The organism is Sorangium sp. So ce1153, from assembly GCF_051521595.1.
GTDB lineage: Bacteria > Myxococcota_A > Polyangia > Polyangiales > Polyangiaceae > Sorangium.
In genome coordinates, this window is the sequence record NZ_CP150361.1 from 3067336 (window position 1) to 3090718 (window position 23383).

Here is a 23383-nt window from a genome sequence, read left to right on the forward strand (position 1 = left end):
AAGAAAGGTAGCGACCATGCAATGGCTCGCGGCAATCTGCATCCGTAGGCCGGTGTTGGCCACGGTGATCGTCCTGCTCCTCACGGTGCTCGGGGCGTTCTCGTATTTCGGCCTCGGCGTGGATCGTTTCCCGAAGGTGGAGTTCCCGTTCATCGTCGTGACGACGGTCCTCCCCGGGGCCGCGCCCGAGGAGGTGGAGACGGAGATCTCCGACAAGCTGGAGTCCGCGGTCAACACCGTCAGCGGCATCGACGAGCTGCGCTCGGTCTCGGTCGAGGGGCTGAGCCAGGTCATGATCGGCTTCCAGCTCGAGAAGGACGTCGACGTGGCCGCGCAGGAGGTCCGGGACAAGGTCGAGAGCGTCCTCGCGGAGCTCCCGGAGGGCATCGAGCCGCCGATCGTGAGCAAGATGGACCCGGACGCCGCCCCGATCCTCACGCTCGCCGTCTCGTCCCAGAAAGCGGACGTCCGCGAGGTGACCGAGTTCGCCGACAAGACGCTGCGGCGCGAGCTGGAGTCGCTCGCCGGCGTCGGCCAGGTGCTCGTCATCGGCGGCCGGAGCCGCCAGATCAACGTCTGGATCGATCCGGAGAAGCTCGAGAAGTACTCGCTGACGGGCGGCGTCGTGGCCCAGGCGCTGGCGAGCCAGAACGTCGAGATCCCGGCCGGACGCATCGAGCAAGGCGGCAGGGCGCTCACCCTTCGGACGCGCGGCCGCGTGCAATCGGTCGAGCAGATGGAGGACATCGTGCTCGCGAACCGCGACGGCTACTCCGTCCGGCTCGGCGACGTCGCGGAGGTCCAGGACGGCATGGCGGAGCAGGAGTCGGCCGGCTTCCGCGGCCTCAACCCCGCCGTGCTCCTCAGCATCCGCAAGCAGAGCGGGACGAACACCGTCGAGGTCATCGACGGGCTCAAGGCGAGGATCAGCGAGGTCGAGAAGCGCCTCCCCCAGGGCTACGAGATCGTCATCGCGCGCGATCAGTCGGAGTTCATCAAGAACTCGGTCAACGCGGTGAAGGAGCACCTCGTGCTCGGCGCGCTGCTCGCCGCGATCATCGTCGCGCTCTTCCTCGCGAACGCGCGCAGCACGCTCATCTCCGCGATCGCGATCCCGACGAGCATCATCTCCACCTTCGCCCTGATGAAGGTGGCGGGCTTCACGCTCAACGGGATCACGCTCCTCGCGCTGACCCTGGCGGTCGGCATCGTGATCGACGACGCGATCGTCGTCCTCGAGAACTGCTACCGCTGGATCGAGGAGAAGGGCGTGAGCCCGTGGGAGGCGGCGCTCCAGGGCACGCGGGAGATCGGCCCCGCCGTGCTCGCGACGACGCTCTCGCTGATCGCGGTGTTCCTCCCGGTCGCGTTCATGAGCGGCATCGTCGGCCGGTTCCTGAACTCGTTCGGCCTCACCATGGCGTTCTCGATCCTGGTGTCGCTGATCGTGAGCTTCACCCTGACGCCGATGCTGTCGGCGCGGTGGCTGAAGAAGCCGGAGAAGCACGACGCGCACAGCTCCAAGGAGTCTCGCTTCTACGGGCCGATCGAGCGCACGTACATGGCGCTCCTCCGCTGGTCGATGGCGCACCGCTGGGTGATCGTGCTCGCCTCGCTCCTGGCGCTGGTCTCGATCCCGGTGCTGGGCGGCCTCGCGAAGTTCAACTTCCTCCCGATCGAGGACGAGTCGCAGTTCCAGGTCACCATGCGCGCGCCCGAGGGCGTGAGCCTCGACGGGACGCGCGTCATCGCCACGCGGCTCGCGACGGATCTCGAGAAGCTCCCGGGCGTGCTCTACACGCTGACGACGATCGGCGACGACCCGCAGAAGACGCCGAACGTCGCCAGCATCTACGTGAAGCTGAAGCCGGCGAGCGAGCGCGATCTGTCGCAGCAGGACCTCATCGATCGCGCCCGGCGAGAGCTCAAGCCGAAGATCGACGCGGAGAAGCTCCGGGGGAGCATCGGCCCCGTGCCCGCCTTCTCCGGCGGCCAGAACGTCCAGATCGCCTACCAGATCCAGGGCCCCGACCTCCAGCGGATCGGCCAGTACTCCGGCGCGCTGCTCGAGAAGCTGAAGGCGATGCCGGGCGTCGTCGACCCGGACACGACGCTGCTCGTCGGCAAGCCGGAGATCCGGGTGCTCATCGATCGCAAGAAGGCCGCCGATCTCGGCGTGCAGGTCGGCGACGTGGCCAGCACCCTGCGCCTGCTCGTGGGCGGGTACAAGGTGTCGACCTACAACGAGGGCGGGGAGCAGTACGAGGTGCGCGCGCGCGCGCTGCCGAGCTTCCGCTCCGACAAGGAGGGCCTCGCGAAGATCACGGTGCCGTCGACCAAGCTCGGCGCGGTCACGCTCGACAACGTGGTGACGTTCTCCGAGGGGACGGGCCCGTCGCGCATCGAGCGGTACAACCGCCAGCGGCAGATCATGCTGACGGCCAACCTCGAGGCGGGCTACTCGCAGCAGACCATCGTCCAGGAGCTCGACAAGGCCACGGCGCAGATGAACCTCGCCTCCGGCTACTCCGCCGGCCCGGTCGGCGCGTCGAAGGAGCTCGTCAAGATGATGAAGAGCTTCATGGTCGCCCTCCTCCTCTCGCTGGTCTTCATGTACCTCGTGCTCGCGGCGCAGTTCGAGTCGTGGCTGCACCCGATCACGATCCTCCTGTCGCTGCCGCTGACGGTGCCGTTCGCGTTCCTGGCGGTCATCATCTTCCGCCAGTCGCTCAACATCTTCTCGCTGCTGGGCATCGTCGTGCTGTTCGGCGTCGTGAAGAAGAACTCGATCCTCCAGATCGATCACACCATCAAGCTGCGCGAGCACGGCCTGCCGCGGGCGCAGGCCATCCTGGAGGCGAACCGCGACAGGCTCCGGCCGATCCTCATGACCACGCTCGCGTTCGTGGCCGGCATGATCCCGCTCGTCGCCTCGAGCGGCGCGGGCTCCGGGACGAACCGCGCGACCGGCTTCGTGATCATCGGCGGGCAGACGCTGGCGCTCCTCCTGACGCTGCTCGCGACCCCGGTGGCCTACTCGCTCTTCGACGACGTCTCGTCGTGGCTGAAGCGGGTCCTGCCCTTCATGCGGGGCAGCGACGACCAGGGCGCGCCTGGCGGGGCGGGGGATGGCGGCGTCGCTCCGGCGGGCGATGGGATGGTCGCGGCGGGGCACGCGGGGCACCACGGCGCTGCGGCGCGCGCCGCGGTCGCGCACGAGGGGGGCCGGCCGGCGCCGGCTCACCTCGACTAGCGGCGGCTGGCTGCGCTCCAGGGCCGCGGCGCGCACGCGCCCGGCGCTGGAGCGATGGCCGAGCGCTCGCCGACCAGCGCCGAGCGCTCGCCGACCAGCGCCGAGCGCTCGCCGACGAGCGCGCCGCGATCAGGCGCCGCTCACTCCGCGTCGCCGTGGACCTTGCGCAAGATCACATCGAGAAGACCGTCGAAGGCGTCGCGCATCGCCCAGGCCTGGGCGGCGTTGTCGTCGAGCCTGGCGGCCTTGCGGCGGCCCTCGGCGAGCGCCTGCTTCGGGCCCCTGCACGCGGCGCCGAGCCGGCGCTCCATGTCGAGCGCGGCGCCCTCGTAGATGTGATAGCAGGAAGCGAAATCTCCCTCGTTGTAGAGCGGCGAGCCGACCTGGATCGCGCCGTCCATCGTCCGCGCCAGCACGAGGAGGTCGCCCTCCGTGCACCCGCGGAGCAGCGAGAGCGCGTGGTGGGGCACCGAGCGCTTGACCGCCGGGAGCGACGGCTCCTCGTCGGCCGTCTCGGCCGCGAACGTCGAGAGCGGGACGGGATCCGGGTGCACCAGCAGCTTCTTGAGGTAGGCCGCGGGCACGCCGAAGTTGAGGTTCTGCCCCTGCGTCGCGACCGCGGCGGCGACGCCGATCACCTCGCCCCGCTCGTTGAACAGCGGCCCGCCCGAGGAGCCCGGGGCGATCGGCGCGGAGATCTGCAGCAACGTGAGCGCGGGGTCGACCACGCGCACCGCGCTCACGAGGCCGTTCGACACGGTGTCGGCGAGGCCGAGCGGGTGGCCGATCGCGACGACCGGATCGCCCGGGCGGACCGCGCCGCTGTCGCCGAGGGGCAGCAGCGGGAGCCTCCGCGGCGCGTGGATCCGGACGATCGCGAGGTCCCGATCCTCGTCGAACGCGAGCACCTCGAGCACCGGGTGCTCGCTCTGATCCCAGAGGACCACCTGGAGGTCCGGCATCCCGGCGATGACGTGGAAATTCGTCGCGATCCACCCGTCCTCGCGGACGAGGAAGCCTGCCCCCAGCGAGCCGTCGCCGCGGATCGTGACGACCGCCGGCGTGGCGCGCGCCGCGATCTGGGCCGGCGTCATCGCGGCGGCCTCCCGCGACGCCGCGCTCGCGTGCTGGCCGGAGGAGCCGGCGCCGCAGCCGAGCGCCGCCAGCGCCGCCGCCGCGACGAGCCCGGCGAGGCGCGGCCAGACGGGCCGCCGCGGGGGATGGGGGCGCGCGGGAGGAGCGGCGCCGGGGCGCCGGTCGTCGTCATGGAGCTCGCCTGGCAGGCTGCGGTGGTTCATGTCGCTCCCCGGGGCGCCGCGCGTGAGCGGTCTCCCTCCACCAAGCGTAACGAAGACCCGCCGGATCGTCTCGCGCGCACGGAGAAAATTCAGGCGTGGCCGCATATGCTGTCGCGGTGAAACACAACCACGACGCGCGCGATCCGATCTTCGCCCTGAGCGACGAGTTCGTCGAAGCCTTCGCCGCCCGCTGCCCCGCTCACGCCACCCTGGCAGGCATCTCGTGCGACGAGGGCGCCTGGAACGACTGGAGCCCGGCGGGCGCCGCGGACTGGGCCTCCACGCTCGCGTCCTTCCGCGAGCGGCTCCGGTCGCTGCCGCCTCCTCGCGGGCCAGAGGCGCGGTGGGGGCGCCTCGCACGCCGTGTCATGGCCGATTACCTGGACGAGCGGCTCGACGATTTCCGCCACGGCGAGCACCTGCGCGATCTGAACAACATCGAGTCGCCGTTCCAGCACCTCCGGATGGTCTTCGACCTCATGGATCTCGGGAGCGCCGCCGGCTGGGACGCGGTCGCGTCGCGCCTCGAGGGCCTGCCGCACGCCTGCGACAGCTACCGCGCGTCGCTGGAGGAGGGGCGCCGGACGGGCCAGGTCGTCGCGCGTCGCCAGGTGGTCGCCGTCATCGAGCAGGCGCGTTACCAGGCGGGCGAGGCGTCGTTTTTCCTCACGCTGCCGGCCGCCTACGAGGCGTCCGGCTTCGCCGTGGGCGCTGGCCGCGAGCGCCTCGCCGCCGGGGCCGAGCGGGCGCGCGCCGCGTTCGGCGCGCTCGCCGGGTACCTGGAGCAGACCTACCTGCCCAGCGCCCGCGCCGTGGACGCGGTGGGGCGGGAGCGCTACCTGCGCCTTTCGCGCCGCTTCCTCGGGGCGAGCATCGACCCCATCGAGACGTACGCATGGGGCTGGTCCGAGGTGCACGCCATTGAGGCCCAGATGGTCCGCCTCGCGGACGAGATCCTCCCGGGCGCGTCGCTGCCCGAGGTGATCGAGCGGCTCACGACCGACCCGGCGCGGTGCGCGCATGATGCGGACGAGTTCCTCCGCATCATGTCCGAGCGCCAGCGGCGGGCGCTCGCCGAGCTTGACGGCGTCCACTTCGACATCCCGGCGCCCATCCGCCAGATCGAGGTGAAGATGGCCCCGCCGGGCGGCGCGCTCGGCGCGTACTACGTGCCCCCGAGCGACGGCTTCAAGCGGCCCGGCACCGTCTGGTACGCCCCGGGCGCGAAGCGCGAGTTCCCGCTCTACGAGGAGATCACCATCGCGTACCACGAGGGCTTTCCCGGCCATCACCTGCAGTGCGGGCTCCAGGTGCACCTCGAGGACCGGCTGAGCCGGCTCCATCGCTTCCTGGTGACGAACTCCGGTCACGCCGAGGGGTGGGCGCTCTACGCCGAGCAACTGATGTACGAGCTCGGGTATTTCGAGCGCCCGGAGTACGTGCTCGGGATGCTCTCGGGCAAGCTCACGCGCGCCTACCGCGTCGTGCTCGACATCGGCATGCACCTCGATCTGCCGATCCCCTCGCACGCCCCGCTCCACGCCGGGGAGCCATGGAGTTACGAGACCGCCGTCGAGTACCTTCACCGCCGGGCTTTCCTCACGCTGGAGCACGCCCACAGCGAGGCGACGCGCTACCTCGGCTGGCCGGGGCAGGCGATCTGCTACAAGGTGGGTGAGCGGGTCGTCCTGGAGCTGCGCGAGGAGCTCCGGCGCCGGCAGGGTGAGGCCTTCGACCTGAAGGCGTTCCACGCCAGGGTGATCGGCTCCGGGTCGGTCGGGCTCGACCACCTGCGCGAGATCGTCCTCGAGGATCCGGAGGGCGAGGCGGCGAGCTGAGGGCGCGCTCCGCGGAGCCGCGGAGCGCGCGGGGCGGCGAGCGCCTCGCCGCTGGCCGCACGCCGAGCGCCGCCGGGTGCGTCTGGCACGGTCCTTTCTTTCCCGGGTCCCAGCGCCTTCCACCGCGCCGCGGAGGCAGGTTCCTCCGGGCGTCGCGCTGGCATTCTCTGGCACAGGAGCGAATCCCATGACAGCCCACCGTCTTTCTTGGTTCCACGTCAGCGGCCTGCTCTCGTTCGCTGCCCTCGCTTCCGCGGGCGCGCTCGCGGGCTGCAACATCAACGTCGTGGGTGGCGGGACCACCTGCGAGTGGGAGGGGGTCGTCCACGACCCTGGCGACTCGTTCCCGGACGGGGACGGATGCAACACCTGCTTCTGCAACGAGGATGGGGCGGTCGCGTGCACCGACGTGGCGTGCGCCGCCGGCTGTACCTACGACGGCGTCGACCATCCCCCCGGCGCGTCCTTCCCCGCCTCGGATGGCTGCAACACGTGCACGTGCGACCCCTCCGGCAGCGGCAACGTCGGCTGCACCAAGATCGCGTGCCACGGGTGCGAGCCTGGGGCGGAGTTCCCGGCGAACGACGGCTGCAACAGCTGCACGTGCGACGCCGACGGCAACCTCATCTGCACGGACGTCTTCTGCGCCGAGGGCTGCACCCAGGATGGCATCGACTACAAGCCGGGCGAGTCGTTCCCGTCCCCCGACGGCTGCAACACATGCACGTGCACGGCCGACGGCGCCATCGCGTGCACCGAGCGCGCTTGCGCGTGCGACCCGGAGGCCGAGTGGTGGCGCAGCTACGTGGCCGACAGCCCGGAGCAGTGCCAGGTCATCGACTTCATCTGCCCTGAAAATACGGACTACTTCGGGAACGCGTGCGGCTGTGGCTGCGAGCAGGACGCGAGCTGCCCGGAGTATTTCAACTGCATGCCGCCCGAGCCGTGCGACGTCGAGGAGATCCAGGCGCGCTGTCCCTACTCGCAGATCGTGTACTGAGGCTCGCTCGCCGACGTGCGCGCGCCCGTGCCTGCCTCCGGGCACGTCGGGCGCGCCGCGCCCGCCCGCCTCCCGGCTCGACGCCCCGCCGCGAGCGTGCCAATCGAGACGGGTGAGCTCTCCCCCAGCGAGCGACGCCCCCGAGGCGCGGCCGAGCGGCTCGGACCTCTGCACCGCGTGCGGCCTCTGCTGCACGGGGCTGCTCTTCGACGTCGCGCCGCTCGAGGAGCAAGAGCTCCCGCTCGCGGACAAGCTGCGCCTGCCGCTCGCCTGCAACCAGTACCACGACGCCTTCAGGCTGCCGTGCCCCTGCCACCGCGACCGGAAATGCACCGTCTACGAGACGCGCTTCGCCGTGTGCAGCAGCTACGAGTGCGGCCTGCTCCGGCGCTGCAAGGCGGGCGAAGTGCCGCTCGGCGAGGCGCTGACGCGCGTCGAGCGCGTGCTCCGCCTCGTGGACGCCCTGCGCCAGCGCGTGCCCGCAGAGGAGCCTCCCCGCCCGCTCTGGGACGAGGCGCGCGAGCACCTCCGCCGGCGCGACGCCGAGGACGACTCTCCGGCGTGGCGGAGCGAGCGGGAGTCGCTCGTCGCCGCGCTCGCCGAGCTCAGGGTCGCGTGCCGGGAGGGGCTCGATCCGTAGCGCCGGCGGCGCTGGAGAGCGCCGGCGGCTCTGCAGAGGAAGAGGCCGACGCGCCGCGAGCGCGGGAGAGAGGACGGCGATCCCTGTGCCCTCGGTAGCTCGACGCGCAGGTCGCTCCCGCTCGTCGGGGAGATCCCCTGTTGTCCGCCTCTCGCGGAGACCGCCAGATCCTGAAGACACCGAGGCGCGCGGAGACTCCCCTGCTTCGTCCAGGTCGGGCGTGATCTGCGCTCGATCTGGCGCGCGGCGCCCCGGGCCGACAGGCTCGTCCCGACCTCCCGGCAGCTGGCTCTGCGCCGTATATACCGTCGATGGACGCGAAGACCCGCCGCATGACCAACGCGTATTCTGCCGTGGCCGCAGTGACGAGCTTCGTCACGCAGCCCATCCCAGGTGCAGATGAGTTGATCGTGGTTCCCATTCAATACTGCTTCTCCGTGTCGATGACACGGCACCGGGGCGTCCCGCTCCTCGAGGCCCCGTGGCTGCAGGTGAGCAAGATCATCTGGGGCGGCGCGGCCGTGCGGCTCTTCGCCAACTTCACGCTCGGCCTCATCCCCGTGGCCGGCCTCTTCTCCAACGCGGTCACCGCCATCGCCCTGACGGAGCTCCTGGGACGCTACCTCGACCGCGCGCTGAGCAGCCCGGCGTCGCCTCCCGAGGTCACCATGAAGGCCATCAAGGACGCGCTCCGGCAACCGCTCGGCGCGCGGGGATCCCGGCGTGTCTGGCCCGCGATCCGTCGCGCCTTCCAGAGGTCTGCCCCCGCGCCGACGCCCGCGTGAGGAGCGGGCGGCCACGCCCACGCGCTGCGTGCGCTGCGTGCGCTGCGTGCGCTGCGTGCGCTGCGTGCGCTGCGTGCGCTGCGTCGAGGAGCGCCTCGCCAGCGCCCCGGGCGGGGGACGCTGGCGTCCGTTCACGCGCGGCGGTCTCTCCTGGCGATCGCCGCCCGGATCGAATAGATCCCCCGCCATGCTCTCCGAGACCCGCGAGAAAGTCCTGGACATCAAACGGCGCTTTGAGGCGCTAAGGGGGCATCTTTGACGTCCCCAAGCTCGAACGGATGCTCCAGGATCTGACCCAGACGACGCTGTCGTCCGGGTTCTGGAACGATCAGGAAAAAGCCCAAGCCGTCCTCCGCAAGCGCGCCCAGGTCGAGTCGAAGCTCGAGATGGCGCAGAAGCTCGGCCGCGAGATCGAGGATCTCGCGGAGTACCTCGAGCTCGGCGCTGCCGAGGGCGACGAGGGCGTCATCGCCGACGCCGACGCGCAGGCCGACACGATCGCCGCGCGCCTGCGCAAGGCCGAGCTCGACCGCATGCTGGCCGGCCCCGCCGACCGCGGGAACGCCATCGTCAGCATCCACCCGGGGGCCGGCGGCACCGACGCGAAGGACTGGGCGTCCATGCTCCTCCGCATGTACCTGCGCTTCTGCGAGCGCCGGGGCTACAAGACGGAGATCATCGACTACCAGGACGGGGACGAGGCCGGCATCGACGCCGTCACCTTCACGGTGGGCGGCGACGCCGCCTACGGCTACCTCCGCTCCGAGGCCGGCGTCCACCGGCTCGTCCGGATGAGCCCGTTCAACGCCGATCACACGCGTCAGACAGCGTTCGCCGCCGTCGAGGTCACCCCGGACAGCGACGACGAGATCAACATCCAGGTGAACGAGAAGGACATCGAGATCACGACGATGCGCGCCGGCGGCAAGGGCGGGCAGAACGTGAACAAGGTCGAGACGGCCGTTCGTCTGCGGCACATCCCGACCGGCCTCAACATCGTCTGCCGCGCCGAGCGCAGCCAGCACCAGAACCGCGCGATGGCGATGAAGGTCCTCAAGGCGAAGCTGTACGAGATGGAGCTCCAGAAGCGGGAGGCCGAGGTCCAGGCCTACAACGCCTCGAAGAGCGCCATCAACTTCGGCAGCCAGATCAGGAACTACGTCCTCGCGCCGTACCGGCTCGTCAAGGACGTCCGCACCTCCACCGAGGCCACCGACGTGGACGCCGTGCTCGACGGCGATCTCGAGGGCTTCATCGAGGCCTACCTGCTCGCCGCGGCGGGCGGCTCGCTCCGGAAGGGCGGCTCGCTCTCGGAGGACGACGCTCAGTGAGCCAGCAAAAAGACAGGCCGAACGACAGGAAGGCCGAGCGGCTCGTGAAGGAGGCCGCCGAGGCCGCGCGCGCCGAGGAGACGCTGATCGCGACCCGCAAGGCGAAGGCGGCGCGCCTCCGCGATCGCGGCGAGAATCCGTTCGCCAACGACGTCACGGCGGGCGAGCCGCTCACCGAGCTCGCGGCCGTCCGCGCGCGCTTCGACGGCGCGCGGGCCGCGGCCGAGCCGAAGGCCGAGGGCGCGGCGCCGGACCGGCCGGCGGCAGACCGGTACGATCCGGCGCGCGTCGAGCCGCTCCCGTTCCGCGTCGCTGGCCGGGTGCTCTTCGTGCGCTCGTTCGGCGGCGTCACGTTCGTCCGGCTGCGCGACCGCACCGGCGAGCTCCAGCTCTACTGCGAGCAGGGCAGCCTCGCCGAGTTCGAGCGGCTCGAGGACATCGACCTCGGCGATTTCATCGAGGCTCGCGGCGTCGCGATGGCGACGCAGAAGGGCGAGCTCTCGATCCGCGCCGAGCGCCTCCGGCTGCTCACGAAGGCCTACCGCCCGCTGCCGACCAAGACGAGCTTCAAGGACGTCGAGTCGCGCTACCGCATGCGGTACGTCGACCTCGTGGCCAACCCGCACGTCGCGGGGGTCTTCCGCGCCCGCAGCGCGATCGTCGCCGCGCTCCGCGAGTTCCTCGACGCGCGCGGCTTCCTCGAGGTCGAGACCCCGACGATGCACACGCTCGTCGGCGGCGCGACGGCGAAGCCGTTCAAGACCCACCACAACGCGCTCGACCTCGAGCTCTTCCTGCGCATCGCGCCCGAGCTCTTCCTGAAGCGGCTCGTGGTCGGCGGCTTCGAGCGCGTCTACGAGATCGCCCGCTGCTACCGGAACGAGGGACTGTCGACGCGGCACAACCCCGAGTTCACGATGATCGAGTACTACCAGGCGTACGCGACGTACGAGACCCTGATGGACGGGACCGAGGCGATGCTCCGCCACGTCGACGCCCGGCTCGCCGAGCGGCTCCCGGCCGAGCACGCGGCGTGGACCGCGCAGCGCACGTACTCGCTCGAGCGCTTCGCGCGCGTCCCCATGGCCGAGGGGATCGCCCGCGCCCTCTCGAAGTCGGGCCTGCCGGCCGACGTCCCGCAGCGCATCGCCGCGGACGACGCCCCCATCAAGGAGTGGGCGAAGGCGGCGAAGGCGAGCGGGCGGGAGATCGACTGGACGAACTTCCGCGCGGGCGCGAAGAAGTGCGAGTCGCCCGGGGAGCTCGTCTTCTCCGCCTACGAGTACGTGGTGGAGCCGTTCCTCACGAGGGACTACCGCACCGAGGCGGGCGACAAGAGCATCCCTGTCTTCATCATCGACTACCCCTTCGAGGTCTCGCCGCTCGCGCGCAAGAAGGACAGCGACCCTGCGCTGGTCGACCGCTTCGAGCTCTTCATCGACGGCCGCGAGCTCTGCAACGCCTTCAGCGAGCTCAACGATCCCGAGGACCAGGACGCGCGCTTCCGCGCGCAGGTCGCCAAGAAGTCCCGGGGCGAGGAGGAGACGATGGACTACGACGCCGACTACGTCCGCGCCCTGGAGCACGGCCTCCCGCCCACGGCGGGCTTCGGCATGGGGATCGATCGGCTGACGATGCTCCTCACCGGCGCGACGTCGATCCGCGACGTCATCCTATTCCCCCTGCTCCGCCCCGAGACCGACACGTGACAGAGCTCTCGAAGCCGCTACAGATCGCGCTCCTCGCCGCCGTCGCGCTGGGCGTCCTCCTGCTCGTCTGGCGCGGCCATACCCGCTTCGGCCAGAAGGGGGAGCTGGAGCCGCGGCGGCCCACGGTCACGCGCATCGGGCTCGTGTGCGCGGCCGTGGGCGTCAGCTTGCTCGCGCTCACGTTCTTCGCGTCCGGCGAGCGCTCGAAGACCTTCGGGCTCATCGCCGCCTTCTTCTCCACGAACGCCGCGCGGATAGGGGCGCTCGTGGCCGGGTTGATCGTGGGGGGCGTCCTTCGGTTGGTACGGGCCCGAACGGACACCGCCTCGCTCTTCGGCGCTCGCGGGCTGACGGCCCGCAAGGTGCTCAGGACGCTCGGCGCGGCGTCCCTGCTCACCGCGCTCGCGATCGTCGTCCTCTGGGGCGCGGTCCTGCCCATCCAGCCGACTTCCAAGTGGATCTTCGGAGGCGCCCTGGTCGGCGTGGGCATGGGCTACGCCTTCGCCGGGAGCCGCCCTGTCCGGAAAGGTCTATTCCGCGCGCTCCTCTGGTGGTGGGGCGCGCTCGTGGGCGTGACGTTCGGGGTGACGGCGGCGCTCACGGCCAGGATGCCCACGGGGCGGCTCGCGTCGGTCAACGCCACCGACCAGGTCATCCGCTTCACCGCCGTCATCTCGAGCGTCGTCTTCCTGTTCTTCGTGCTGTCGGCGTTGCTGCCGATCATCCTCGACACCCTCGAGCGCCGGAGCTTCGTCCCCTACGTCGGCGCGCGCCACGTGCGCGCCTCGAAGAGCGGCTTCCTCACGGTGATCTCGGTCCTGTCGATGGCCGGGGTCGGCGTCAGCTCGTGCGCCCTGTGCTCGGTGACGAGCATCATGGGCGGCTTCGGCGCCGACCTGAAGCGCAAGATCCTCGGCAACAACGCGCACATGGTCGTCGACGTCTCCCGCCCCGGCGGCTTCGGCGACTGGGACGACAAGCTCACCAAGGTGCGCGTCGCGCTCGCGCCCTACGGTGCCGCCGCGACGCCCGTCGTGGCGGGCGAGGCGATGGGCTCCAGCGCCTCGAACACCGCCGGCGCCCTCGTCCGCGGCATCGATCCGGACACCATCGGACAGGTCATCGACCTCGCCAAGAACATCGAGGTCGGCAGCTTCGACTACCTGCGCGACCCCGAGAAGCTGACGAGCCTGCCTCCCGAGGAGATCATCGGCCGGGGCCCCGGCGGGGAGCCGTACTTCAAGGGGCCGGACTTCCGCCAGCCGTCGGACGTCGACCCGTCGGTGCGCGACATCCTGAAGCAGCAGACGCGCGTGTACCCCGGCGTCATCATCGGCCGCGAGCTCGCGAAGTCGCTCCACGTGCTCGTCGGGGACGAGGTGACCCTCCTGTCGCCCATGGGCGAGCTCGGTCCCACCGGCGTCATGCCGCGCTCCCGCAGGTTCCGCGTCGCGGCGATCTTCTATAGCGGCATGTACGAGTACGACGTCACGCACGCGTACGTCTTGATGGAAGAGGCGCAGAAGTTCTTCAGCCTCGAGGACAAGATCACCCACATCGACATCCGGGTCCCGGATCCCGAGCGGGTGCAGGAGGTCCGCCCGGCCGTGGAGGCGGCGATCGCCGCGAGCGCGGCGCTGGACGAGCCGCCGCCGGAGGGAGGCAAGCCGCCTCCGGAGCTCCGCGTCCGCGACTGGATGGAGATGAACAAGAACCTCTTCAGCGCGCTCAAGCTGGAGAAGATCGCGACGTTCATCATCCTGTCCATCGCCATCGCCGTCGCGAGCTTCTGCATCGTCTGCACGCTGCTCCTCATGGTGACGGAGAAGGGCAAGGAGATCGCCGTCCTCAAGGCGCTCGGGGCCTCCGACAACGCCGTGATGCGCGTCTTCATGCTCGAGGGCGTCATCATCGGCGCCATCGGCACCGTCTACGGTGTCGGCACCGCGCTCGCGGCCTGCACGGGCCTGTCCTGGTTCGGCGTCCGGCTCGACCCCGACGTCTATTACATCGACCGGCTGCCCGTGAACGTGAACGGCTCCGACTATGCGATGGTCGCCGCGGCGGCGCTGCTCATCTGCACCATCGCCACCCTCTACCCGGCCCGCGCCGCCTCGAAGCTCTCTCCGGTCGACGGGCTCCGCTACGAGTAATCATCCCATGTCCACTCCGCTCGTCGTCGTCGAAGACCTCCGCAAGACGTTCGTCCACATGGGGCGCGAGCTCCACGTGCTCTGCGGCATCGACATCGTCATCAACCAGGGCGAGGTCGTGGCGTTCGTGGGCCCCTCCGGCGCCGGCAAGAGCACGTTCCTCCACTGCATCGGCACGCTGGACCTCCCGACGAGCGGCCGCATCCGCCTCGGCAACGACGAGCTCACCGGGCTCCCGAGCTCGCGCCTCGCGGCGATCCGCAACCGGACGATCGGCTTCGTCTTCCAGTTCCACCACCTGCTCCCCGAGTTCAACGCGGTCGAGAACGTGATGATGCCGGGGCTCATCCAGGGGAAGACCCGCCGCGAGATGGAGCCGCTCGCGCGCTCGCTCCTCGCCGAGGTCGGGCTCGCGGAGCGCGCGACGCACCGGCCGGGGGAGCTGTCGGGCGGCGAGCAGCAGCGGGTGGCGCTGGCGCGGGCGCTCGTCCTGTCGCCGAAGCTCCTCCTCGCCGACGAGCCGACGGGGAACCTCGACACGGCGACGAGCGACTCGATCCACCAGCTGTTCTTCGAGATGAACCGCAAGCACGGCACCACGGTCGTGGTGGTGACGCACAACCTCAGCTTCGCCGAGTCGATGCCGCGCGTGGTGACCATGCGCGACGGGGCCATCGAGAGCGATCGCATCGGCAGCGAGCGCGCCGCCGCCATCGGGTACCGCGCCGGCTCAGCCGGATAGCCGCTCGCTCAGGAGCTCGGCCGCGCGCAGCGACATGGCCATGATGGTCATCTGCGGGTTCACGCCGAGCGACGAGGGGATCGCGCTCCCGTCGCACACGTAGAGCCCGGCGACGTCGTGCGCCTGCTGGTCCAGCCCGAGGCACGACGTCCGCGGATCCACCCCGATACGGCACGTCCCGAGCGGGTGGAACGCGGCGATGTCCAGGTCCCCCGCCTTGATCTGCCGCGCCCTGAGCCGCTCCAGGTCCGCGGGGCCGTTCACCTCGTCGCAGCCCGCGACGAGCGGCAGGACCCGCCGCGCCCCGGCGGCCAGGAACACCTCGGAGAGCAGCTCGATCCCGCGCTGCATCTTCGCGACGTCCTCGTCGTTCATCGTGTAGAGCACGAGCGGCGTGCCGCCGATCCCGGGCCTCACCTCGCCGCGGCTCGTGTCCTTGATCATGAACCCGAACGTCGCGAGGTGCGGATACCGCTCCATCAGCTCGGTGTAGCGGCGCCCCGTCCACGGCACGGCGAGCGCGGCGACGTCGAACGGGAGCGAGCCCCCCTCGAACATCAGCCCCTCGTCGGCGAAGTGGTCGATCTGGTAGCCCTGCGGGATGCCCTGCCACTGGTCGATCCGCTCATCGAAGAGCGCCATCACCTTGGACGCCGGGTGGATCGAGAGGTTCTTCCCCAGCATGCCGCTCGAGAGGCACGCGCCGCTCCGGCGCAGGAGCAGCGGCGTCATGAGCGCGCCGCCGGCCACCACGACCGCCTCCGCCCTGACCACGAGCCGCGGTCGCCGCCGTCCTTTTCGGCCCCCGCCGCCAGCCGCTCCGGCCCTGGTGTCGCCGCCGAGGATCGCCGTCGCGCCCCGCGCGCGCCCGGCCACGATGTCGATCGTCCTGACGCGCGCCGCCGTGATGAGCTGCGCGCCGCGCTTCAGCGCCTCGGGCACGTAGCTCACGTCGGTCGAGCGCTTCGCCCCCGTGGGGCAGCCGAAGCAGCAGATCCCCTGCCCATCGCAGTCCGGCGCGTTGCGCTGGAGCGGCCCGTGCCGGAGGCCGAGCCGCTCCGCGCCGCGCTGGACGATCGGCCCGATCGCCCCGAGGTGCAGCGGGTTGGCCGGGGCGACCTGGAGCATGCGCTCGACGCGTTCGTAATAGGGGGCGAGCCCGTCGGACGAGAACTCCGCCGGCAACCCCATGCCGTCTCGCCAGGACGCGAAGGTGCTCTCCGGCGCCCTGTAGCAGGTGCCGGAGTTGATCACGGTGCTCCCCCCGACGGCCCGCCCCGCGAACACCGGGATGCTCACGTTGCCGACCGCCATGTCGAGCCCGTGATCGCGGTACATGTCCCGGTACGCGCGCGCAGGCCGCCCGGTGAAGCTCGCGCGGCGGTGGTAGTCGCCCTCCTCGAGCATCAGCACCGCGTGCCCCCGCGACGCGAGCTCGTAGGCCGCGGCCGCCCCGCCGGCGCCGGTGCCGATCACGAGCACCTCGCACTCGAGCTCCATGTCCTCCTCGACCTCGCGCCCGCTCGTCACCTGCGCCAGCCAGCGGGGCTCCTCGTTGCGGACCGTGGGCAGCTCGTAGCGGCAGCCGACGTGCTGGAACATCTCGGGCCGGTCGTAGTGGAGGAACCGCAGCGGCGTGAGCACGGCGCGCAGCAGCGAGCGCAGCGCCCGCGCGCGGCTCTGCTCGAAGCCGCGGAGCACCTCCATCCGCTCCTCGAGCGGCAGCGCCGACAGCGGCCTGAGCCGGGTCGCCATGGGGGCGAGCTCCATCGCCCACAGCGCCGCGCGCAGCCCCTGCGCGAGGTGCGGCGGGATCGAGGAGAGCCATCCCGCGAGGCGGCTGGCGGTCGCGGCGCCAGCGCCCTCGAGGAAGCGGCCGGGCGGCATGGCCGCCTCGGCGAGCGCGGCCGCGATGCGCCTCTCCCGCTCCGAGAGCCCGGCCTCCGCGCCGCCCGCTGCTGCCACCGGCGCGCTCTCCGCGCCGCGCTCGTCCTGCGTCGCCGCCCCGGGCCGGAGCCCCCTCCGCTCCAGCGCGGGCAAGCGCCTGAAATCGAAGTCCAATCCCAGGGCCATGTCGTCGAACTCCCGTGCGAAAACTTCTGTTAATTCTGTAGCAACAGAATCGTCACGGAGCAAGGCGACCTGAGCCGCAGGGCGCGCGCGTTCCAGACGAAGCGCGCAGGCGTCCGCGGCTGTGGCTACGGCATGGGCAGGACCCAGACAGGCGAGAGTGGCTGTAGGGCGAGGTGCTCCCAGGCGTCCTCGGCGATCGCGAGGCCGCGCGCGCCCTCATCGCGGAAGGACGCGGTGACCGCGCGGAAGTAGGGGGGATCGGGGCGCTCGAGCGCGAGGATGCCCTTCGGGTCCGACGGGCTCGGCGCGAACGGGCGGCCCGCCTTCCCCCGGCGCGTGTCGCTCACGAGGGAGATCTCGTCCATGCGGGCGGTGAAGTGCGGCCCGCCGTCGAACGGATCGACCCGGTGGGCGTAGCGGAAGCCGATGCGGCGCAGGAGCTTCTCCACCCCTCGGGTCTGCGACCCGACCTTTCCGATCACGCGCTGCGCGTCCTCGGGCAGCAGCGAGGCGTAGATGGTCCCCTCCGGGAAGAGGCCCTTGATGAACTCCTTGTTCTTCTTGGAGAGGAGGTCTGCGTCGGCATAGCTCATGTCGGTGAACTTGCGCCCGAGCGCCTCCCAGAGGTGGCTTGTGCCGTCCGGCTCGAGCGGGGGCATCAGCTCCGCGAGGATCTCCTCCTGGAAGAGCTCGGGGCGCGCGGCCATGTAGAGGAAGCGAACATAGGAGATCATGGTGCCGAGCCGCTCGGGCCCTTGCCGGTGGCCTGGCATGAGCACAAGTCCTCCGATCTCCGTGGGGCCGTTGTACGAATAGCCGATGCGCAGCACCGTATGATGGAAGTGCTTGTCGATCGTGGCCGAGTATTTCTCCTCGTCGAGCACGTCGAAGAAGATGTACGGGATGCCGCGCCGCCCGAGCTGCGCGATGATCATCGACGTCCCGACGATGGTCCCCCTGCCGCCCTTCGTCAGATCGACGAGCACGAAGACGTATTGGCGGAGGCGAGGGTCCTGGATCGCCCCGCTGAAACTCTTATGGCTCTCGGCGACGATCTCGTGGATTGCGTCACGGTTGTTCGGCAGGTTGACCGAGTTCAGGTGGCGCGCGACATCGAGGAGCTGCTCCTCGTCGCCGGTCACGGCTGCGCGTATTTCGAACGAGATCATCGCCTGAAGACTACGCGTGGCGCTCGCCCTTCGCCATTGCTCCTTAGGGGGCGCGCCAGGCGCAGTGAGACGTACGACAGAGCTCGCCGCGCGTCTCGCGCCGGCTGGGCGGCACCTGGCGCGGACAGCGCGACCGGGCCCGGCGGCGCGCGCGTCAGCCGAGCTGAGCGCGCAGCGCCTCATCCATGGCGTCGAGCGGCGGCTCGTGCCCGGTGTACAGCCGGAACTGCTCTGCCGCCTGGTGGAGGAGCATCCTCCCGCCGTGAACGGCGCTCGCCCCGCGCCGCCGCGCTGCCTCCACGAGCTCCGTGACCATCGGCTTGTACACGATGTCCATGACCAGGAGATCTTCCCGGAGCGCCTCCTCCGGGACGGGGCTCCGCGGGTCGACCTCGGCCATCCCGAGCGACGTGGCGTTGACGAGGACGCTGTGCTCGGGCGAGAGCGCCTCGGGTGAGAGCGCCCCGGCGTCGAGGGGCACGGCCGTCCCGCCGACCGCCGCGGCGAGCTGCCGCGCCTTCTCGAGGTCGCGGTTCGCGACCGTGACGGTCGCGCCGCGCTCCGCCAGCCCGAACGCCACAGCCCGCGCCGCGCCGCCGGCGCCGAGGAGCAGCACCCGCGCGCCCCCGAGCCGCGTCACCTCCTCGAGCGCCCGCACGGCGCCGATCCAGTCGGTGTTGTAGCCCCGGAGGCGCCCGTCCTCGTTGACGATCGTGTTCACCGCGCCGATCCGCGCGGCGACCGGGTCGATCTCGTCGAGCAGCGGAATTACCGCCTGCTTGTAGGGCATCGACACACCGAGGCCGCGGATTCCGAGCGCCCGCATCCCGCGCGTCGCGCCTTCAACATCGGTCACCGCAAAAGGGATATAGGTAAAGTCGAGCCCCAGCGCGCGGTAGCCGGCGAGGTGCATCGCGGCACCTGTCGATACCGGATGAAGCGACATTGATCCGCAGAGTGTGAGGCGGCCCAGACCTCGGGAGAATGGTGCAGTCGATGAAGTACAGCGGTGCATGCGGCGAAGCTGGCCTGTCTCGAGCGCGGATGCTAGCCCCGGCGGAGATGAGCGATCCCGGCTCCCCCCGGCCGGCGGCGGAGGCTGCGACAGCGTGCCTCGAGCCCGCGAAGGCAGGCCTGTTCACGCCCCGGTCCGATCGCGCGTTCGCGCGGCGCGCCTACCAGACGGTCGCGCCGTTCGCGCGCGGCCTCCTCAAGCTGCTCGCGGCCCTCGCGATCCTCACGCTCGGCCGCTCGACCCTCGCGGACCAGTACCATGTCCCCACCGGCTCGATGTGGCCGACGATCGCCCCGGGCGACCGCATCCTGGTCGACAAGGTCGCCTACGGGGTCCGCGTCCCGCTCACCCATCGTACCCTGTTCGACGGCAGCGGGCCGAGCGCCGGCGACGTGGTGCTCTTCGCCGATCCGCGCGGCGGCTCCACCCTCCTCGTCAAGCGGGTGATCGCGCTCCCCGGCCAGACGGTGATGCTCCGCGACGGCGTGCTGTACGTCGATGGCGTCGCGCAGCCGGTCGAGCAGCTCGGCGACGGCTCGCGCGTGGAGCACCTCGGCCCGGTCACGCACGCCGCGGGCGAGCCTGACTTCGCCGCCTTCGGGCCGGTCGTCGTGCCGCCGGACCACCTGTTCGTGATGGGCGACAACCGCGCCGCCTCGCTCGACAGCCGGATCATGGGGGCGGTGCCGCGGGAGCTCGTCCGCGGCCGCGTGCTCCGCGTGGTCTATCACCACGACGCCGCCGGCTTCGACATGTCCCGCGCGCTACGGAGCGTCGACTGAGCGCGCGCTCGGCGCTCCGCCGCTCGCCATCATCGCCCTGAGCTCCTCGCCGCTCAGGGTCTCCACCTCGTAGAGCCGGGCGGCGATGCGCTCGAGCGCCGCGCGGTGCGCGTGGATGATCGCCCGCGCCCGCGCCTCCGCGTCCGCGAGGAGCCGCGCGACCTCCGCGTCGACCTCGCGCGCCGTCACGTCGCTGCACTCCCGCGGCCCCGCGCTCGCGGGCGGCCCGCCCCGCGCCTCGTCGAGGAACGACAGCGCCCGGCGCGGCTCCAGCGCCGAGAGCCCCACCCCCTGGCCCATCCCGAGCTCGCGCACCATGCGCCGCGCGAGCTCCGTCGCGTTCAGCAGATCGTCCTGCGCGCCGGTCGACACGTCCCCGACGGCCTCTTCCTCGGCGACGCGCCCTCCGAGCAGCACGACCAGCCGGTCGAGGATCTCCTGCCGGCTCCACAGGTAACGGTCCTCGCGCGGCTGCTGCATCGTGTACCCGAGCGCCCCCGGCCCGCGCGGCACCACGGACACCTTGCGCACCGGGTCCTGCGTCGGCAGCAGCGTGGCCGCCAGCGCGTGCCCCACCTCGTGGTAGGCGACCACCAGCTTCTCGCGCGCGCCGAGCCGCCGCCCGCGCCGCTCGAGCCCCGCCACCCCGCGCTCGATCGCGGCCTCCAGATCGCTCTGCCCCACCGTGGCCGCCCTGCGCCGCGCCGCGAGCAGCGCCGCCTCGTTGACGATGTTCGCGAGATCGGCGCCGACGAGCCCGGATGTCTGCGCGGCCATGGCGTCGAGATCCGCGTCCGGGTCGAGCGCCACCTTCTTCGCGTGCACCGCGAGGATCTCCTTCCGCTCGCAGTGATCGGGCCTGTCGACGTGCACCCGGCGGTCGAACCGCCCCGCCCTGAGCAGCGCTGGGTCGAGGATCTCGGCGCGGTTCGTCGCGGCGATCACGACCATGGCCGTGCGCGCGTCGAACCCGTCCAGCTCGGTCAGCAGCTGGTTGAGCGTCTGCTCGCGCTCGTCGTGGCCGCCGACGGAGCCGCCCAGGCCTCGGGCCTTGCCGACCGCGTCGAGCTCGTCGATGAACACGATGCACGGCCCCTTCTCGCGCGCCTGGGAGAACAGATCCCGCACGCGCGCGGCGCCGACGCCGACGAACATCTCCACGAACTCCGACCCGCACGCGCTGAAGAAGGGGACGCTCGCCTCTCCCGCGATCGCCCGCGCGAGCAGCGTCTTGCCGGTGCCGGGCGGGCCCACGAGGAGCACCCCTCTGGGCATGCGGCCGCCGAGCTTCTCGTACCGCTCGGGCGCCTTCAGGAAGTCGACGATCTCGGCGAGCTCGGCCTTCGCCTCGGCGCTGCCGGCCACGTCGCGGAAGGTCGTCGTCGCCCCTCGCTCCTCGTAGACCCGCGCCCGGTTCTTGCCGAACGTGGTCGCGGCGTTCGGAACGTTCCCCACCGTGGTCGCCCGGCGCGAGGCGAGCTGGACCGCCGCGACCAGCCCGGCGAGCGGCAGCACCAGCCAGAGGTACGGCAGGAGCCCTCGCCCGTCCGCGACGCGCGTGTACGGGACCCGGCGCCGATCGAGAGCCGCGAGCAGATCCTTCTCGGTCTGCTCGATGCGCCCCGTGCGGTAGCTCTGCAGCGCGCCCGCGCTCAGGCCGGACGCTTGCCGTCCGATGTACACGTCGTCGCGGATCTCGACCTCGGCGAGCTCTCCGCTCTCCGCGAGCGCGCGGAAACGCGCGTACGGGATGCGGCTGTCGGAGGCCATCACCACGTGAATCAGCAGCGCCGATCCGAGCACCAGGACGAGAACAATCCAGAGCGACCGCATGCGCGCGCCTCCGCGCCGACAGGCGACTTCGCCGGCAAGCCCGGGCCTGTCGCCACGGTGCGCCCTGCACGGAGCCTGCCAAGGCGGTGTCGAGGTCGGTGGAGGTCGATCGATGGCCGCCCGCTCCGCTTCACCGCGCCACCGCCTCACAGCACCGCTTCACAGATTCACAGGGACGAGCGCGTCCGGCGCGGCATGGACGCACGCCGCGAACCGATCAACCCTTGTCGCATGGGGAGAGCTCTTGTCTTGATCACCGGTCCTGTATCGATGCTGCTGCTCGGGTGCGCCGGAGCGCCGCCGCCTCCGGCCGAGCAGCCCGAGCCCGAGCGGCAGGAGGAGCCCGCGGCGGGCGTGGAGCCCACGCCAGAGGCCGCCTCGGGCGCCGAGGCGCCGGAGGCCGAAGCGGTCGCCGCGGCGCCTGCCTCGGCGTCCGCAGCGCCGCGGCGAGACGACTCCGTGCCGGACGACTACTCGCTCATGCACGGCGACTGCGTCGAGCTCGGCAAGAAGCTCACGGTGCTCACGCGCACGGAGCAGGTCGGGGCGCTGAGCGCCAAGCTCACGCCGGAGCAGCGCGGCGAGACGGAGAAGAAGATCGACGTCGTCGCCGCCAAGCTGGGCGATCAGTACGCGCAGATGTGCGAGCAGAACGTCGGCAAGCACGTGGATCCCGGGTCGCTCAAGTGCGCGTTCGACGCGCGGACCGTCCAGGCCTTCGAGGCCTGCCTCAACGCGTCGCCGCCGCACAAGTGACGCGTCTGCGGACCGGCGCGCGCCGGGTGACGGCGCGCTCGATGCGGATATAATGCTGCGCCCATGGACGCTTCGCTCCTCGATGACCCCTGGATCGCCGCTCAGGTCGACGCCGCCGTGGCGCCGTACGTGGACCGCCTGCCGGCGCACGAGGTCGCGTGGATGCGCGAGCAGCTCGCGGAGGTCTTGCTGCACGACGAGGAGGCGATCCGCCTCCTCCGGCGCGCGCACCCGCGCGAGGTCGACGAGAGCGGCGAGCGGGCCTTCGGGGTTCTCGGCGCCGCCGGCCGCGTCAAGGCGGGGTAGCGGTGCGCGCTCCGGAGGACCGGCTGATCGCCGAGGGGCTCGAGCTGCTGCACCTGGTCGCGAGGCGCATCGCGCGCCGCCTCGGACGCCGCATCCCGGTCGAGGATCTGGTCGCGCTCGGGCACCCGGCGCTGCTCGAGGTGGCGCGGACGTACGACCCGGCCCGGTCCACGTTCGAGGCGTACGCCAAGCGGAAGATCCGGTGGGCGATCTTCGACGGCATCCGGCGGGAGACTCGCTGGCGCTCCGCGGCGGCGCGCGCCAGCGCGCTCGCCGCTTCGGCGCGGTTCGCGGAGGGGCGCGGGGCGGACGATGACGCCGACGTGCCTGCCACGCAGGAGGCCTACGCCGCGCGGCTCGGCGGCCTGCTCGCCGGGCACGCGGCCGCGATGGCGCTCGGCCTGGTCTCGGCCCACGGCGACGTCGCTGCGGTCCCCGACGCCGCGGACAGCCCCGAGGAGTGCGCCTCGCGCGCCCAGCTCGCGCGGTTCGTGCGCGACGCCGTGCGTGAGCTCCCCGAGCGCGAGCGCGCCCTCGTGGAGCGCCACTACTTCGACGGAGAGCGCTTCGATCAGATCGCGCAGGATCTCGGGATCAGCAAGAGCTGGGCGAGCCGCCTGCACAGCCAGGCCATCGAGCGGCTCGGCGAGCGGCTGCGCGCAGCGCGCTGATCGCGCTGCGCGGGCGCATCGCCCTTCGT

General features: G+C 71.4%; 18 protein-coding genes. 13 read left to right on the plus strand and 5 right to left on the minus strand.

Translation table 11 applies throughout. The features are described 5' to 3' along the window. The first annotated feature begins 16 nt into the window (after nt 1-16). Nucleotides 17-3253, plus strand: coding sequence for an efflux RND transporter permease subunit (locus tag WME85_RS10820; protein WP_437837516.1), 3237 nt, complete (start codon nt 17-19; stop codon nt 3251-3253). 140 nt (nt 3254-3393) lie between these two features. On the opposite strand, the gene WME85_RS10825 is transcribed toward WME85_RS10820, so the two are convergent. Next, nucleotides 3394-4551, minus strand: coding sequence for a S1C family serine protease (locus tag WME85_RS10825; protein ID WP_437837517.1), 1158 nt, complete (start codon nt 4549-4551; stop codon nt 3394-3396). A 116-nt stretch (nt 4552-4667) separates the two neighbouring features. Here WME85_RS10825 and WME85_RS10830 point away from each other — a divergent pair, with 116 nt between their 5' ends. The 8 genes from WME85_RS10830 to WME85_RS10865 all read left to right on the plus strand — a co-directional run bounded on the left by WME85_RS10830 (nt 4668) and on the right by WME85_RS10865 (nt 14749). Then, the gene (locus tag WME85_RS10830) at nt 4668-6389 is read left to right on the plus strand and encodes a DUF885 domain-containing protein (protein ID WP_437837518.1); all 1722 of its coding nucleotides are present in this window, start codon (nt 4668-4670) and stop codon (nt 6387-6389) included. Nucleotides 6390-6576: 187 nt separating this feature from the next. Further along, a complete protein-coding gene (locus WME85_RS10835; RefSeq protein WP_437837519.1) occupies nt 6577-7389 on the plus strand; it encodes a hypothetical protein in 813 nt (270 codons plus the stop codon). 112 nt (nt 7390-7501) lie between these two features. Next, nucleotides 7502-8029: a hypothetical protein gene (locus WME85_RS10840; RefSeq protein WP_437837520.1), complete on the plus strand. Its 528-nt coding sequence runs from the start codon at nt 7502-7504 to the stop codon at nt 8027-8029. Nucleotides 8030-8439: 410 nt separating this feature from the next. Then, complete coding sequence (locus WME85_RS10845; RefSeq protein WP_437837521.1) at nt 8440-8814, plus strand: hypothetical protein; 375 nt, start codon at nt 8440-8442, stop codon at nt 8812-8814. Between the two features lie 187 nt (nt 8815-9001). Beyond that, nucleotides 9002-10145 (plus strand): peptide chain release factor 2 gene (gene prfB / locus WME85_RS10850; RefSeq protein WP_437837522.1). Its coding sequence is split into 2 segments (ribosomal slippage): nt 9002-9070 and nt 9072-10145, totalling 1143 coding nucleotides; the frame shifts between segments, so codons are not numbered across the junction. Beyond that, nucleotides 10142-11854 carry a lysine--tRNA ligase gene (gene lysS / locus WME85_RS10855; protein WP_437837523.1) on the plus strand — a complete coding sequence of 571 codons (1713 nt, stop codon included), beginning with the start codon at nt 10142-10144 and terminating at the stop codon, nt 11852-11854. The genes prfB and lysS overlap by 4 nt, the downstream gene beginning before the upstream one ends. Continuing rightward, complete coding sequence (locus WME85_RS10860) at nt 11851-14007, plus strand: FtsX-like permease family protein (RefSeq protein ID WP_437837524.1); 2157 nt, start codon at nt 11851-11853, stop codon at nt 14005-14007. The genes lysS and WME85_RS10860 overlap by 4 nt, the downstream gene beginning before the upstream one ends. 7 nt (nt 14008-14014) lie before the next feature. Beyond that, nucleotides 14015-14749: an ABC transporter ATP-binding protein gene (locus WME85_RS10865; RefSeq protein WP_437309052.1), complete on the plus strand. Its 735-nt coding sequence runs from the start codon at nt 14015-14017 to the stop codon at nt 14747-14749. On the opposite strand, the gene WME85_RS10870 is transcribed toward WME85_RS10865, so the two are convergent. The 3 genes from WME85_RS10870 to WME85_RS10880 all read right to left on the minus strand — a co-directional run bounded on the left by WME85_RS10870 (nt 14738) and on the right by WME85_RS10880 (nt 19006). Then, on the minus strand, nt 14738-16822 hold the full coding sequence (locus tag WME85_RS10870; RefSeq protein ID WP_437837525.1) for an FAD-dependent oxidoreductase: 2085 nt from the start codon (nt 16820-16822) through the stop codon (nt 14738-14740). The two genes, WME85_RS10865 and WME85_RS10870, sit on opposite strands and share 12 nt — an antisense overlap. Nucleotides 16823-16947: 125 nt before the next feature. After that, nucleotides 16948-17991: an arginine N-succinyltransferase gene (locus WME85_RS10875; protein WP_437837526.1), complete on the minus strand. Its 1044-nt coding sequence runs from the start codon at nt 17989-17991 to the stop codon at nt 16948-16950. Nucleotides 17992-18145: 154 nt separating this feature from the next. Beyond that, a complete protein-coding gene (locus WME85_RS10880) occupies nt 18146-19006 on the minus strand; it encodes a shikimate dehydrogenase (RefSeq protein WP_437837527.1) in 861 nt (286 codons plus the stop codon). 47 nt (nt 19007-19053) lie between these two features. On the opposite strand from WME85_RS10880, the gene lepB reads away from it, so the two are divergent. Continuing rightward, nucleotides 19054-19788, plus strand: a complete 735-nt coding sequence (gene lepB, locus WME85_RS10885; RefSeq protein WP_437837528.1) for a signal peptidase I — start codon at nt 19054-19056, stop codon at nt 19786-19788. On the opposite strand, the gene ftsH is transcribed toward lepB, so the two are convergent. After that, nucleotides 19771-21621, minus strand: a complete 1851-nt coding sequence (gene ftsH, locus WME85_RS10890) for an ATP-dependent zinc metalloprotease FtsH (protein ID WP_437837529.1) — start codon at nt 21619-21621, stop codon at nt 19771-19773. The two genes, lepB and ftsH, sit on opposite strands and share 18 nt — an antisense overlap. 231 nt (nt 21622-21852) lie before the next feature. Here ftsH and WME85_RS10895 point away from each other — a divergent pair, with 231 nt between their 5' ends. The 3 genes from WME85_RS10895 to WME85_RS10905 all read left to right on the plus strand — a co-directional run bounded on the left by WME85_RS10895 (nt 21853) and on the right by WME85_RS10905 (nt 23354). Beyond that, a complete protein-coding gene (locus WME85_RS10895) occupies nt 21853-22377 on the plus strand; it encodes a hypothetical protein (protein ID WP_437837530.1) in 525 nt (174 codons plus the stop codon). Nucleotides 22378-22440: 63 nt separating this feature from the next. Continuing rightward, nucleotides 22441-22683, plus strand: coding sequence for a hypothetical protein (locus tag WME85_RS10900; protein ID WP_437837531.1), 243 nt, complete (start codon nt 22441-22443; stop codon nt 22681-22683). A 2-nt stretch (nt 22684-22685) separates the two neighbouring features. Beyond that, entirely contained in the window at nt 22686-23354 is a 669-nt protein-coding gene (locus WME85_RS10905) for a sigma-70 family RNA polymerase sigma factor (RefSeq protein WP_437837532.1), read from the plus strand. Nucleotides 23355-23383 lie beyond the last annotated feature (29 nt).

Coding starts and splice junctions, on each gene's coding strand:
- WME85_RS10900 (WP_437837531.1), top strand. CDS start 22,441: ATGGACGCTTCGCTCCTCGATGACCCCTGGATCGCCGCTCAGGTCGAC.
- WME85_RS10875 (WP_437837526.1), bottom strand. CDS start 17,991: ATGATCTCGTTCGAAATACGCGCAGCCGTGACCGGCGACGAGGAGCAG.
- lepB (WP_437837528.1), top strand. CDS start 19,054: ATGAGCGATCCCGGCTCCCCCCGGCCGGCGGCGGAGGCTGCGACAGCG.
- WME85_RS10820 (WP_437837516.1), top strand. CDS start 17: ATGCAATGGCTCGCGGCAATCTGCATCCGTAGGCCGGTGTTGGCCACG.
- WME85_RS10880 (WP_437837527.1), bottom strand. CDS start 19,006: ATGCACCGCTGTACTTCATCGACTGCACCATTCTCCCGAGGTCTGGGC.
- ftsH (WP_437837529.1), bottom strand. CDS start 21,621: ATGCGGTCGCTCTGGATTGTTCTCGTCCTGGTGCTCGGATCGGCGCTG.
- WME85_RS10865 (WP_437309052.1), top strand. CDS start 14,015: ATGTCCACTCCGCTCGTCGTCGTCGAAGACCTCCGCAAGACGTTCGTC.
- WME85_RS10870 (WP_437837525.1), bottom strand. CDS start 16,822: ATGGCCCTGGGATTGGACTTCGATTTCAGGCGCTTGCCCGCGCTGGAG.
- WME85_RS10835 (WP_437837519.1), top strand. CDS start 6,577: ATGACAGCCCACCGTCTTTCTTGGTTCCACGTCAGCGGCCTGCTCTCG.
- WME85_RS10895 (WP_437837530.1), top strand. CDS start 21,853: ATGGGGAGAGCTCTTGTCTTGATCACCGGTCCTGTATCGATGCTGCTG.
- WME85_RS10825 (WP_437837517.1), bottom strand. CDS start 4,551: ATGAACCACCGCAGCCTGCCAGGCGAGCTCCATGACGACGACCGGCGC.